Below are 12,928 nucleotides of genomic sequence, written 5' to 3'. Positions count from 1 at the left end.
AAGCATTATGTCTATGCGGTACATCACGTGAATAACCTCGTAATTCTTGTTGGGCTCACATTGGCAGCGGGACTAGCTATGCCTTTCGGCGCGCTTCTGGCCAGCATCGGAAAATTTAAGTCACGATTGTTCGAGGCCGAGTTCAGTCACAGCATCACAGCATTTGGTGGTGGTGCTCTATTGTCTGCTGTAGCTCTCGTATTAGTTCCTTATGGTATTGCCAAGCTTGACCCGTTGATAGCATCGACTTGCCTCCTGGTTGGTGGGGTCATTTTCATGATGCTTGACGTGTATCTTCTAAAATTTGAGACACCTGCTAGTCAACTCGTTGCGATGCTCCTTGATTTCATCCCTGAATCCATGGCGCTTGGAACTGCATTTGCAATCGGAAGTACAGATGCGGTGTTGCTTGCGGCGCTAATCACATTGCAAAATATCCCAGAGGGTTTTAACGCATATCGTGAGTTAAACAACTCTTATCATTTTGGTCCGAAAAAAATCATGGCCATTTTCTTTTTAATGGCATTTCTCGGTCCTGTTTGCGGGGTGTCCAGCTATTTGTGGATGCAAGACCAAGCTATTGCCATTGCTGTGATTGTGCTTGTGGCTTCAGGAGGTATTTTATATTCCGTGTTTCAAGATATCGCTCCAAGAGTAAAACTCGCAAAACATTGGTTGCCCCCGATGGGCGCGGTGCTAGGTTTTGTGCTTGGCATGGTTGGAGTGATGGTGATCAGATGATTGAATAACGAAGTGTCATTTTTGGAATTGATTCAACTATGACAAGGTTCCAATTCTTCAGGTAGATTAGTATCGTTGCTTAGGGCAGATACAAAGCTTTCCTTACTTATGATCTAATGTGTACTGTAAAAGTGGCTACGACTACGACACTGGTGGCTATTCAGCTTTTTTCAACAGGTAAGCTCATACCTCTAAACCTTTCAAAGCGTTCTTTCCAGCGTATAAGTTATAGCAGTATGGAAAAACTAATAAAATTGCCTTCATACGGGACTATATAACCTATAATAAATAGGTGAACTTGTATAATTTCATATAATGATGCGTCGTGTTGTATTTGTAACACAAAGAGCTTATTCAAGGTCTACTGTAGATACTACAGAAAGGAGTTATGCGTGTTGTTGAATTCTATTTTATGAGAAGTTGAGATAGACTTCCCACCTTAAGGTAACGCTCAATAATTAATGGTAAATTCTGCACAATTGCCTCGAGTTGATTGAGTGATTCCTACCTCATTCAATTTATATAGGTCAAAAATTCTTGCCTATATCGGAGGGCATTCTCATGCTCCAAAGTAGCCATTCTTCAGGAAACCCCTGGGGTGGAGGGAAACAAGATCCCCCACATTTGAACAGAGCTTTTTATACTATTCTTCATCACTTCAAGAAAATTTTTATAGGTGGCGGGCCTTCAAGCTTTTTTACTCCATTTGTTATTTTACTTTTAGCACTCACTTTATGGTCAACATTTTATACCGTTCCAAGTGACTCTGTCGCTGTCATACAACGCTTTGGTAAGTATGTAAATAATGTTCCTGCGGGGCTCCACATCAAGATTCCACTTGGTATTGATACGGTAAAAATAGTTCCAGTTAAACGGCAGCTAAAACAAGAGTTTGGTTTTACGACGCCAGAAGCTAATGATCCTCACCAAAGTCCAAGAGTGAACGATCGTCGCCAAGAGACACAAATGGTCACTGGTGATTTAAATGCTGCCCTTGTGGAGTGGGTAGTTCAATATCGAATTTCTGAACCCATTAAGTTTTTGTTCGAAGTCCGGAAACCTAGTGAAACACTTCGATATGTTTCTGAATCCGTAATGCGTGAAGTTGTCGGGGATAGAACTGTGGATGAAGTGATCACAATAGGTCGACAAGAAATTGAATATGAAGCGCTTTCAAAAATGCAGGCGCTCTCAACGAAATATGCCTTAGGAATAAGTATTGACCAAGTGCAATTGAAAAACATCAACCCTCCTCAACCTGTTCAGGCATCATTTAACGAAGTGAACCAAGCCCAACAGGAAAAAGAAAAGCTTATTAATGAAGCTCGCCGAGATTACAACAAAGTGATCCCTTTAGCTTTAGGAGAAAAAGATCAACGGATCAGAGAGGCTGATGGTTATCGTTTAAAACGAATTAATGAGGCTGAAGGGGATACAGCTCGCTTCAATGCATTATTGTTCGAATACGTTAAAGCACCGGAAGTGACTAAGCGAAGAATCTATCTAGAAACAATGCAAGCTGTATTACCGAATATTCGTGCCAAAATTATCATTGATGAGCGAACAAACAATATTTTGCCTTTGCTCAATCTCAACGATACGCAAGGAGATGCACAATGAGACCGATTAAATTAGGAGTCATAATCGCATTAGCCTTAGGTGTCTCTCTTAGCCTATACAGCGCACTTTATACGGTGAGTGAAGTACAACAGGTCATTATTACACAGTTTGGGAAACCGATAGGCGAACCTGTGGTGGATGCCGGGTTGAAGATAAAAATACCGTTCATTCAGGAAACTAACACAATAGATAAGCGAGTGTTGGAGTGGGATGGCAACCCTTCCGACATGCCAACAAAAGATAAGCTGTATATTTCTGTTGATTTATTTGCTCGGTGGCGAATTACCGATCCACTTCAATACTTTTTACGTCTTAAAGATGAACGTAGTGCTCAATCTAGGCTTGATGATATTTTAGGGAGTGAGACGCGAAATGCTGTGGCAAAACATGAATTGATCGAAATAATTCGTACAAATAAAAATCGAAAACCGTTACGAGATCCCTTATTGAGTGATGTTGAAGGCGAATTGAAAATTGGCGCCCTAGTGCCTATTCAAAAAGGTCGTCAATTAGTCGAGCAAGAAATATTCTCTGCAGCATCAGAAAAAATAAAAATCTTTGGTATTGAATTACTCGATATTCGCTTTAAACGTATTAATTATAATGAAAGTGTCCGCCCTAAAATTTACGAGCGAATGATTAGTGAACGTCGGCAAATTGCGGAACGTTTTTTATCTGAAGGGAATGGTGAGGCTGCGAGGGTTCGTGGTGACCGAATTAGAGATTTAAATAAAATTCAGTCCGAGGCCTATCGTAAAGTTGAAGAGATTCGCGGGCAAGCCGATGCCCAAGCTGCCGAGGTTTACTCGCTAGCCTACAATAAAAGCTCTGAAGCGAGACATCTTTATGAGTTTACACGAACGATGCAGGCTTACTCGACCGTCATTTCAGAAAACACCACGCTTGTTTTATCTACGCATAGCGATTTATTCAAGTTTTTGAATAACATCGAAGGAAACTTAAATACCACAGTCGACAAGCAATGAGTAAACGAGAAAAAACAACTATCAATCGGATTCAACTACCGAGAGAATATATTGATTGGCTGTCTCAGCCTGTAACCCGTTTTACACATATTGAATCTGCTTCGGGTGTTGTGCTGTTTATTTCCACGTTGCTTGCTGTTGTGCTCGCCAACTCGAGTTTAGGTGAGGCGTTTTCTCAATTCTGGCAGATTCAGTTGGGAATTACTGTCGGGGATTTATTGTTTGAGCGTTCAATACACACATGGATCAATGATGCAGGAATGACCTTGTTCTTCTTTCTCATTGCATTGGAACTCAAGCGCGAGTTGATGTTAGGTGAACTCCGTAATCCTAAATTAGCCGTCCTTTCTATTGCTGCCGCCCTAGGCGGTATGCTGATTCCCTCTTTTTTCTATTTGCTTTTACAATTTGGTGAGCCCGGGCAGCGTGGTTGGGGCACGGTCATGGCAACGGACACCGCATTTGTGATCGGATGTTTAGCTCTGTTAGGACAAAGGATTCCAAATAGCTTACGCATATTCATGTTATCAATGGCTGTGGTGGATGATATCGGTGCTATCGTTGTTGTTGCCATTGGTTACGGTAGTGAGATTGATTGGTTATCTATCACTTGTGCATTGATAGGCTTTGTTGTTATTCGAATCATGGGTTTTTTAGGGATTCGTAGTCTTGTCCTTTTTTCTGTTGTGGGGGGAATGACCTGGCTAGCTGTTGATATGTCTGGCATACATCCGACGATTACTGGTGTCATTATTGGACTATTAACACCAACGAGTAAATGGGTGAGCAAACAACATCTTTCCATTATTATTGATACCGTGATGAAATCGTCTACTAAGATGCAGTGGAGTGGCGATACCGCAGAGGGAGTCGCTTTGCGGACTGCAGCAGCTGCAGCTCGTGAAACACTCTCACCGGTTGAGCGTTTAGAAATGTTACTTCATCCTTGGGTCGGGTTTATCATCCTGCCGCTGTTTGCCTTAGCCAATGCGGGGGTTTCGTTAACAGGGGCAAATCTAACGTCTCCAATTTCTCTTGCCGTATTTTTGGGTTTTGTTTTTGGAAAGCCGATAGGTATTGTGTTGTTAAGTTGGATTTCATTAAGACTCGGTTTAGCGATACTGCCAGAAAATCTCAATTGGGGAATGCTCTTGGGGAGCGGGATGTTGGCTGGTATTGGTTTTACGATGGCATTGTTCATATCGGAGTTGGCTTATAGTCCTGACCAAATTAATGCTGCAAAACTTGGAATTTTCTCAGCTTCCATCTGTTCAGCTTTACTCGGTCTCACTTTTTTACGTTATTTCTCTGTGAGAACAAAACAGAACAACATCTGAATCTGAAATGTATAGACACTCTGCGGTGATAAACTACCGCAGACTGCTACCCCGGCACCTAAGACGCGATACTTCACTATGAAATTTTAGGAATATTTGCTTTCAGTTGCTTCAGAACATACTGAAGAATACCTCCCGAGTTAAAATACTCCAGTTCCTTAAGGTTATCTATACGAGCAATAACAGGTATGGTGAGTTCAGCACCTTGCGCTGTTACCACGATAATATTGAGCTCCAATAAGGGCTTTATAGGTTCATGGGGGGCAATAAAAACAGTCTCATTACCCTCTAAAGTCAGTGAATTTAATTCATCTGGTCGCATCAGTTGAAGAGGCAGTATGCCCATACCGACTAAATTACTACGATGAATTCGCTCAAACGATTCCGCGATGACCGCTTTCACATTCAATAACAAACAACCTTTTGCCGCCCAGTCACGACTAGAGCCTGAACCATAGTCTTTGCCTGCAAATATTACCAACGGAACGTTAAGTTCGATTGACCTCCTGCTGGCGTCGTAAATAGGAATGATGGGAGGCGCTTTCTCAGTGGTTGACATGTTACAGTCATCCAGTTTGGTATCGCCGTAACATCGCGTGACACCGCCTATCGTCGGGGAGGCGATTTTGTTTTCCAAACGTACATTTGAAAAAGTCCCACGAACCATGATGTGATGATTTCCTCGGCGTGAACCATAGCTATTAAACTCTTCGGGTGTGATGTTTTTTGAAAGTAGATATTGACCCGCCGGACTATGTTCTGAAATGCGGCCTGCTGGTGAAATATGGTCGGTTGTAATTGAATCCCCCAAAATGGCTAATACACGCGCTGATTCAACAGGAAAAGTCGGCGGTGGTATTTCCAAAAAAGGAGGGCGTTGTATGTAAGTAGAGCCTTCGTCCCAAGGGTAGCAGGGGCTATCTTTCATTGACAATTGTTCCCACTCTTCATCACCTTCAGTAATGTCGCTGTAGCTCAATCTAAAGTGGCTCTCATGGACTTGATTTAGCATTTCATCCAGCATGGCTTGGCTTGGCCACAGATCTTTTAGATAGACGGGCTCGTTGTTACTATTGAGCGCAATTGGGTCTTTTTCTAAGTCAATACAGGTCGTCCCCGCTAACGCAAATGCGACGACTAAAGGTGGCGAGGCAAGCCAGTTTAGGCTAACAGAGGGGTGTACTCTACCTTCAAAGTTGCGATTACCTGATAATACCGCCGATACATTCAGGCTGTTTTCCGAGATCTCAGTTTCAAGATTGTTTTTTAATGGGCCAGAGTTACCAATGCATGTTGTGCAACCGTATCCAACTCGATGATATCCCAATAGGTCGAGGTAGTCTTGCAAACCCGTATCATTGAGATATCGAGCGACAGCTAATGAACCGGGGGCGAGAGAAGTTTTGACGTAGCTAGGAACGGTTAACCCTTTTTTAACTGCTGCCTTAGCCACCAAACCCGCAGTCAGCATAACAGCGGGGTTTGACGTGTTAGTGCACGAGGTGATAGCTGCAATGACGACATCACCATGATGTAAGGGTCTGGATGAGCCTGGCTGGTTTGAGTTTACGGCACCTTCAATAGCACATTGGTCAAGAGTCGCTTGCTTAATGGCGCTGATATTAAGTCTGTCTTGAGGTCGTTTGGGCCCTGCTATTGAGGTACCGATGGCAGATAAATCGACTACAACATTTTCGTCATACTCTGGTGAAGGGCAGTTTGTATCCCACCATAGCTCTTGCTCTAGAGCGTACGCCCGCACTCTATCAATCAGTGAAGAAGGGCGGTTTGTGAGGGTTAAATAGGCGATAGTATTTTCATCAATTGGGAAAAATCCGCAAGTGGCTCCATACTCTGGTGCCATATTGGCAAGCGTTGCTCGGTCTGCCACCGATAGAGTGGCTAAGCCGTCACCATAGTACTCAACGAACTTACCGACCACGCCATGAGACCTTAACCTTTCTGTGATCGTCAAAACCAAATCGGTCGCAGTCACACCGGGACGCAATTGCCCATCAAGACGCACTCCGACAACTCGTGGGATAGCGATATTTAGTGGCTGACCAAGCATTGCAGCTTCGGCTTCTATGCCTCCCACTCCCCAACCCAACACGCCTAACCCGTTTATCATAGTGGTGTGGCTATCGGTTCCTATTACCGTGTCTGGTGTTAACACTCTTTTTTCGTCTTCGCGCACAACTTGAGATAGATATTCCAGATTAACTTGATGGCATATCCCCTTACCGGGAGGGATCACTGTCAAGTTACGGAAGTTTTTTTGTGCCCACTTTAGAAATGTATAACGCTCTCTATTTCGTGCCATTTCATGTGCACGATTTGTTTGTATCGAAGATTCTGAACCTGATTGATAAACAATTAACGAATGGTCAATGACAAGATCAACCGGACATTTAGGTGTTACATAACTCGGATCTCCGCCTTCTTGAGCTACTGCATCTCTTATTGCGGCTAAATCGACTAAAGCAGGTATCCCAGTATAGTCCTGCATCAGTACTCTACTAGGATAGAAGCTCAATTCTGATGAATGACCGTTGTTCTCTGAGTCGAGAGCCTTATTTTTAAAGAGCAATGCTTCAATAATTCGAGATGACTCTTTTAAATCAGAGGTTTGTCGCATTACATTTTCAATAAGCAGACGTTTAGTTACGGGAATTTTGGACAGGTTTACTTGATAATCTTGGGCAAGTTTTTTTAATGACCAGTATCTATATTCTGTACCTTTTAAATTCAGTGACCTTAGATATGTTTGGCGCCATGTTTTCTCGTTAGTGGGTATCATGATTTGTCTCCTTTCAATGATGGTTGACCTTTATAAAAGGCACCTCCTTGTCATAGACTGTTTTCTGGGACATTTTTATATTTCCCATATCCAAATAGCTTTGATCAGCTGAAAATCTATAACCTGAAAGGATCAGAGTTGAATTTCGAAAAGAAGGAAGAAGTTGGAATGGACTTTTACCATCAAACAATAACTAGACAAAAAATGAAGGCAAAGCTTTTGATTGTTATGCCTTCAGCCGTATCTAGATGAGAGCCACGTTTGTTGCGTGCGGTCCTTTCTCACCTGGTTCAACTTCAAAACTTACTTTTTGTCCTTCCAAAAGGGTCTTAAACCCATCAGACGAAATCGAACGGAAATGGACAAAAATATCCTTGCCATCACTATCTTTGGTGATAAATCCAAAGCCTTTATTCTCGTTAAACCATTTTACTGATCCAGTTTCTCTGTCAGACATATATACCTCGACTAATCCTATAGGTTAAGGCTCTGATAACTCGAGCCATTTCATAGTCACTCAAGAGGGCTGTCGCAGAAGTTAAACGAAAAATTTCGAAAATAACTGTGAAAGGAAACTTGTTTTATAATGAAAAAATAACTCAAATTCGCGGAGCTACTTTAAGTATAAGCCTTAAATTGAAAATAGTTAGTTTAGTCTTCGGTCATATTTTAATTTGGTTGTAAGGTTATGATTTTAAAAAATATCAGTAAGTTTCTAATGCGTTAGCTAACAAAAAATGACTTTATGCCGACTGCGAGCAAATAGCCGAAGTTGCAACAAGCTGGTATTTGCGATACTTACAATAATTAACAATTTGCTAATTTAACTAGTGCTGTTACTCACTTTTGTCTATTTTATGCTGACTTGTGTAGTATCATTGTTTCTTTCATAGCCAATGTGGATGCGGTACGAAATGCAGTTAACCATCAAAATAGGATTATATGTGGGCAAGTTACCTAAACCGACACAAAAGCAGAAACAACTTGGTCTTAATCCGAAAGGAAAAAGGATTAAGCGGATACCAGAAGAGTTGAAGAGAAAGGATGTCCACAAACGAATAGAATATATTGAGGAACAAAAGACGTGGGATAAGGAATGGGGATTGTGAGTTCAAGAAACCTCTCTGAACTTATCAATACGACACTCCTCATGCATTCTGAAAAACTGAGTAACTTGGAAAGAGACATGCTTGCAGGTTTACTCGATCAACTCTATTGTGAACAGGCTTTGACAGACAAACAAATTAAACTGTGTCAAAGGCTAATACGAAAAACTAATCAAGCCTGTGTATTTATTGATGACACTCCAAACGAACCGTGATTGCTAGGCAATATCACTCTTCGATGCTATCAACCCAGCCTTGCTCAGGCGTCAATCGAGTCAGCACTTGATCCATTAAATCTTTGATTTCAATTTGGTCAGTACCCTCTGGCGCATGATGCTCTGCTGAGCGCTTAGCGTTGGTTAGGTTTTTCATGAAGATAGCTTCGCTATCCATCACAGCGTGTCTCACGTTGAAGTAAGTGACCTGGTAGGTCGGCATAGTATTATTCCTTCTCTGGGGGCGTGAAGATGTGATGCTTTCAATATAGCACTTTTTCATGCTATAGCGTTCTAACTGACTTAGCCTTCTTGATTAAAATTGACTAGTCAACTCACTGATTATCAAGAAATATGAACGCAAAGCCTACTTCTCATCCTTACAATATGATGATGCGGGTTCGGCTCTCGCTGTACGCTCCAAATCCACAAACCAACGCGCACTATGACTGACATTTGTCATCGCCCACCATTGTTTAAGCAACTTAACGCCGCTCTTGCTATGATGTCCCTCCCAGACATGTCGTGGGTGCTAATGATACTTAGAGATTATCTATTGAAGAGCACGGTCTTTCTATGGGCAAATATTGAGCATGCCTTGAGGGGGGGGAATAAACAAAATACATAGTGCAACACCCATACTTTTCCTAATACCTAATAGTCTAAATAGAGTAAATTGCCTAACCAACTTTTGTCCATTTCTGAGTTGCGATACAACTATTCAGTGTGTGATCACCAAGCGATTCTGTCGTACCGCAAGACGAGTTAAAGAAAGATGAGTTAAAGCGGGCTGGCTCACTGCGGGGGTGGTTGCACAGTTGATATACCCTACGTGCGTGAGTCAGTGCTATTTTTTCAATAAGAGTTAGTCAACACTTAGGTTTTACGCTGGAATAGGTGAAGCCAAGCCTCTGAGTGACGGTTAACAGCCATTCGCAAGCCATCAACGTTATTACGTTCTATCCTAGCCAACTACAACAAGGTTACAGCCGCATAATTGTTCCCGCACGGGCTGGCCGAAAGGTCAGTTCGTGTTATTGGTGAGCGCGAGTCATAGTGCTTATTGTGTTCAGTCATTAATCGCATTCCTTTTAACCGTCTCCCATCAGAACCTGGTCTACCAGGGTATATAAACGCTGCGCGCCCTTGCAGACCAGAACCATGACAGTAGGCCGGACAGTCAGGCGACAACAACATGAACACAAGGATATAAGCCATGACTGAATCAACTATCAACTACACGGACACTTCACTATTTACAGCGCAGGAGCAGGAAGTATTGTCTCATGCAGCTGAAATCCTAAAGTCAAAACTGTTTGTTAGCGAGCAACCAGCTCTCACTTCTCCAGAAATGGTGAAGCTCTTTTGTCAAAACTCATTAGCTGCTAAGGAACACGAGGTGTTCGGCGTTATCTTCCTGGATAACCAGCATCGAGCTCGCTCTACCGCTGAACTGTTCACTGGCACTGTTGACGCAGCTTCAGTTTACCCTCGCGAAGTCGTCAAAAAAGCACTTGCTGAAAACGCAGCCGCAGTTATTTTCTACCACAATCACCCTTCGGGTGTTGCAGAACCTAGCCAAGCTGACCGTCGCATTACGCGCCGCTTAATCGACGCACTCACTCTTGTCGATATCAAGGTTCTTGACCACTTTGTCGTGTCTTTTGAAAATACCGTTTCATTCGCAGAACGCGGCTGGATTTGAGAACGGCGGCTTATGCCGCCTTTTTCTAGATATAGACATATCAGTTACAGCATATTTTGATTTATAACCCAAGGTTAAACAAAATGTTTACTGATTGCATTCAGTCTAAAAACTGATATGGAAATGCGAATGAATATGCATTACGTTTCGTTTTTTGGTCGATAAAGGTGCAGATAAGTTGAATAAAAACCCACGCGATGTCATGTTGTCTGCTTTAGATATCGTTATTGATGGTGTAGCAAATAGTGAGGCTACAGAGAGTAATCGAGCGGCAGGTGCATACATAGCAGGCTTAATATTGACGGATGCGAAAGGGCGGTTGGACTCCGAAAAGAAAAAAGCCATCTTGAGCATTATCGAGATGGTTTGCGATACGGAGAGTACTGCCCATATGTCGAAGTAATTTACAACATAGATAATTGATGTTCGAGCTGTAGTCGTTCCTCTGGCAGCAACGCCTTAAATAAGTTAAACGCAAGTTGGTATGTCGTTTTTTCCGATGGGCTCAACGAATGGCTATAGTTCTGTTTCTTTACGACACCTAAGCTAATCACTGCTTTGCCACTTTTCTACAGGTGGCTATTTTGGGCTTTTCCACATATCCACATGAGGAAGACAGGAGACCGCGAGGAAATATCTCCTGCCGATTGTGGGTATGTGAAAAAGCCGGTATGCGTACTCACAACGCGAACGCCAATAGATAGAAAACACCACCTAAGATACTGCCAACGAATAGCGCGTTGATAAACAGGGCAGCCAAGATGAACCCTTTATTTACCGGAATGTAGCCACTAAGCTGATCCTCGATTCGCTTATCGATGGCTTTCAATAGCTGCTCATATTGCTTTTGCTGCTTTTGAATAAGCGTTTCATTAAACGCTTTATGTGACTGCTCGATGCCAGCTCTTAGTTGTTTACTGTGATGCTCCACTTCGCTAGTGATATCGAGGACTCGGTTAATCTTCTGTTGAAACGAGGCATCAAACTCACTCGGTACGAGTCTCATGGCCTCGCTTAACGCGAGAAGTTCTTCTCGAATATCTTCCAGTTCGAGAACAGTAAGTTGTTTGGTCAGTTTTGGGTATGGAAAGCCTTCACTCATACGTCATTCCTTTATCAATCCAACAATACGACGAGTTTTTTGTACTCAACGTCTAATTTGTCAGCGAATGATTTGGCGAGGCGGTGGCACGACTTCTTGAGGGAAAGTCCCGAACGCGTCTCCTTGTCTTTTGTTTCTCGAATGACCTTTCGATAGTCAGTGTCGTCATTGACTGCCTCATGAAACGAGCTGCCAATCACCTCAAGCAGGGTGAATACTTGCGAATCAGGGATCACCAGGCAATCTTGAATCGTTGGGGTGGCAGTTTGTTTGAGAATGCCTGATTCACATAACTGTTTAAATTGACTCTCTAGTGGTAGCGAGGTATCGACGCGGTTCAATATCACGCCAATTCGATTCGGTTCTACTTCCATATCTAACAACTCATCGATGGTATTCCATGTGTCTTTTTGCTGCTTGATGTCTGGCGTGACTGGCAGCAAATAAAAATCGATATCTTCGTGGGCGCCAGTATTTTCCTTTATCCCTTTAATAAAGGTTTCGATATTAGACGAGCCAATATCGATGATCGCTTTATCAAGAATATCGATCCTCTCAATGACATTGGTCATGTCTTTTGCGGCTAACTTTTCTCCAGTTGAACCATCCTCATTAATGGTTTCAACTCGAATGAGCTCAGAGTTTGCAATTCTTGGTATGAGCAAGGTATTACAAATAGTGCTTTTGCCTACGTTGCCAGAATTATTAAGAACGGCGATTTTGATGTAATCCATATTGTTTCCTCTTTAGGTGTGATTACTTTTTCGATTTGAGGGAGTTAAAGAACATGCGTAACGCTCTCGAATTGGGGAGGGTATTACTGGCTTTCCATTGCTTAACGTCCTCAATGGAATATCCATGCTCAACAATTTCCCTGACTAATTTTTCAGCGATATCGGGAATGATCATTTTCCACTCAATAACATCAATGCTCTGTTGTTCGCTTTGTTGTTTCGGAGTAGACAGTGTTGCTGGCGTGGGCTCAGTTTTCACTATGCAAGTGGCATCACTTCTCTGGTCATCACCCTGCTTTTTCTTTGCTCGAAAAATCATGGAATGAAAGTGTTTTAAAGCGATTGGTATGTCGCAACTACTCAGCAATTGTTTATAACTGACGCCAAACTTACTGAGTGTTTCAATGGCCGATAAATGCTCATCAACAATGCTTTGCTTATTCCTGTTTCCCTGGTTTAGCTTCTCTTTGATGCTATTTGCGGTTTCTATAGTGAGTTTATTTATGTCCATTTATTACACCTTGAAAGACTATGCGAATACAAAGTGAAGATAATGCGAAGATTATCCTAAGTTATTTTCGT

12 protein-coding genes are annotated in these 12,928 nt (G+C 42.4%); 6 read left to right on the top strand and 6 right to left on the bottom strand.

The annotated features are described in order from the left end of the window. Positions 1-27 precede the first annotated feature (27 nt). From DBX26_RS18940 to nhaA, 4 genes are all read left to right on the top strand, one after another. Entirely contained in the window at positions 28-741 is a 714-nt protein-coding gene (locus DBX26_RS18940; protein WP_118120588.1) for a ZIP family metal transporter, read from the top strand. Between the two features lie 561 nt (positions 742-1,302). Continuing rightward, the gene (gene hflK / locus DBX26_RS18935; protein ID WP_118120587.1) at positions 1,303-2,361 is read left to right on the top strand and encodes an FtsH protease activity modulator HflK; all 1,059 of its coding nucleotides are present in this window, start codon (positions 1,303-1,305) and stop codon (positions 2,359-2,361) included. Then, the gene (gene hflC, locus DBX26_RS18930; RefSeq protein WP_014234827.1) at positions 2,358-3,347 is read left to right on the top strand and encodes a protease modulator HflC; all 990 of its coding nucleotides are present in this window, start codon (positions 2,358-2,360) and stop codon (positions 3,345-3,347) included. The genes hflK and hflC overlap by 4 nt, the downstream gene beginning before the upstream one ends. Further along, positions 3,344-4,684, top strand: a complete 1,341-nt coding sequence (nhaA, locus tag DBX26_RS18925; protein ID WP_118120586.1) for a Na+/H+ antiporter NhaA — start codon at positions 3,344-3,346, stop codon at positions 4,682-4,684. The genes hflC and nhaA overlap by 4 nt, the downstream gene beginning before the upstream one ends. A 76-nt stretch (positions 4,685-4,760) precedes the next feature. On the opposite strand, the gene acnA is transcribed toward nhaA, so the two are convergent. The 3 genes from acnA to DBX26_RS18900 form a co-directional block, all read right to left on the bottom strand. Continuing rightward, the gene (gene acnA / locus DBX26_RS18920; protein ID WP_118120585.1) at positions 4,761-7,484 is read right to left on the bottom strand and encodes an aconitate hydratase AcnA; all 2,724 of its coding nucleotides are present in this window, start codon (positions 7,482-7,484) and stop codon (positions 4,761-4,763) included. Between the two features lie 244 nt (positions 7,485-7,728). Then, complete coding sequence (locus DBX26_RS18915) at positions 7,729-7,941, bottom strand: cold-shock protein (protein ID WP_005378997.1); 213 nt, start codon at positions 7,939-7,941, stop codon at positions 7,729-7,731. 877 nt (positions 7,942-8,818) lie between these two features. Continuing rightward, positions 8,819-9,028, bottom strand: coding sequence for a hypothetical protein (locus DBX26_RS18900; protein ID WP_162889750.1), 210 nt, complete (start codon positions 9,026-9,028; stop codon positions 8,819-8,821). Positions 9,029-10,021: 993 nt separating this feature from the next. Between DBX26_RS18900 and radC the strand changes: the two genes are divergently transcribed. Together radC and DBX26_RS18890 are read left to right on the top strand one after the other, a co-directional pair. Beyond that, positions 10,022-10,510 (top strand): DNA repair protein RadC, encoded by a 489-nt coding sequence (radC, locus tag DBX26_RS18895; RefSeq protein WP_118120583.1) that lies wholly within the window; start codon positions 10,022-10,024, stop codon positions 10,508-10,510. 178 nt (positions 10,511-10,688) lie between these two features. Continuing rightward, the gene (locus DBX26_RS18890; RefSeq protein WP_254063619.1) at positions 10,689-10,913 is read left to right on the top strand and encodes a hypothetical protein; all 225 of its coding nucleotides are present in this window, start codon (positions 10,689-10,691) and stop codon (positions 10,911-10,913) included. Positions 10,914-11,189: 276 nt separating this feature from the next. On the opposite strand, the gene DBX26_RS18885 is transcribed toward DBX26_RS18890, so the two are convergent. The 3 genes from DBX26_RS18885 to DBX26_RS18875 are packed head-to-tail and all read right to left on the bottom strand — an operon-like array spanning position 11,190 to position 12,857. Further along, complete coding sequence (locus DBX26_RS18885) at positions 11,190-11,612, bottom strand: hypothetical protein (RefSeq protein ID WP_118120581.1); 423 nt, start codon at positions 11,610-11,612, stop codon at positions 11,190-11,192. 14 nt (positions 11,613-11,626) lie between these two features. Further along, complete coding sequence (gene stbB / locus DBX26_RS18880) at positions 11,627-12,346, bottom strand: StbB family protein (protein WP_118120580.1); 720 nt, start codon at positions 12,344-12,346, stop codon at positions 11,627-11,629. 22 nt (positions 12,347-12,368) lie between these two features. Then, positions 12,369-12,857, bottom strand: a complete 489-nt coding sequence (locus DBX26_RS18875) for a hypothetical protein (RefSeq protein WP_118120579.1) — start codon at positions 12,855-12,857, stop codon at positions 12,369-12,371. Positions 12,858-12,928: the final 71 nt, after the last annotated feature.

The organism is Vibrio sp. dhg, from assembly GCF_003443775.1.
In the GTDB taxonomy this organism is placed as follows: domain Bacteria; phylum Pseudomonadota; class Gammaproteobacteria; order Enterobacterales; family Vibrionaceae; genus Vibrio; species Vibrio natriegens.
The sequence above is the reverse complement of the archived record's forward strand: the minus strand, read 5'-3'. Positions and strand labels throughout refer to the sequence as shown.

Excerpts from the sequence above, each read along its gene's own strand:
- hflK (WP_118120587.1), top strand. The coding sequence starts at position 1,303 with ATGCTCCAAAGTAGCCATTCTTCAGGAAACCCCTGGGGTGGAGGGAAA.
- hflC (WP_014234827.1), top strand. The coding sequence starts at position 2,358 with ATGAGACCGATTAAATTAGGAGTCATAATCGCATTAGCCTTAGGTGTC.
- nhaA (WP_118120586.1), top strand. The coding sequence starts at position 3,344 with ATGAGTAAACGAGAAAAAACAACTATCAATCGGATTCAACTACCGAGA.
- acnA (WP_118120585.1), bottom strand. The coding sequence starts at position 7,484 with ATGATACCCACTAACGAGAAAACATGGCGCCAAACATATCTAAGGTCA.
- DBX26_RS18915 (WP_005378997.1), bottom strand. The coding sequence starts at position 7,941 with ATGTCTGACAGAGAAACTGGATCAGTAAAATGGTTTAACGAGAATAAA.
- DBX26_RS18900 (WP_162889750.1), bottom strand. The coding sequence starts at position 9,028 with ATGCCGACCTACCAGGTCACTTACTTCAACGTGAGACACGCTGTGATG.
- radC (WP_118120583.1), top strand. The coding sequence starts at position 10,022 with ATGACTGAATCAACTATCAACTACACGGACACTTCACTATTTACAGCG.
- DBX26_RS18885 (WP_118120581.1), bottom strand. The coding sequence starts at position 11,612 with ATGAGTGAAGGCTTTCCATACCCAAAACTGACCAAACAACTTACTGTT.
- stbB (WP_118120580.1), bottom strand. The coding sequence starts at position 12,346 with ATGGATTACATCAAAATCGCCGTTCTTAATAATTCTGGCAACGTAGGC.
- DBX26_RS18875 (WP_118120579.1), bottom strand. The coding sequence starts at position 12,857 with ATGGACATAAATAAACTCACTATAGAAACCGCAAATAGCATCAAAGAG.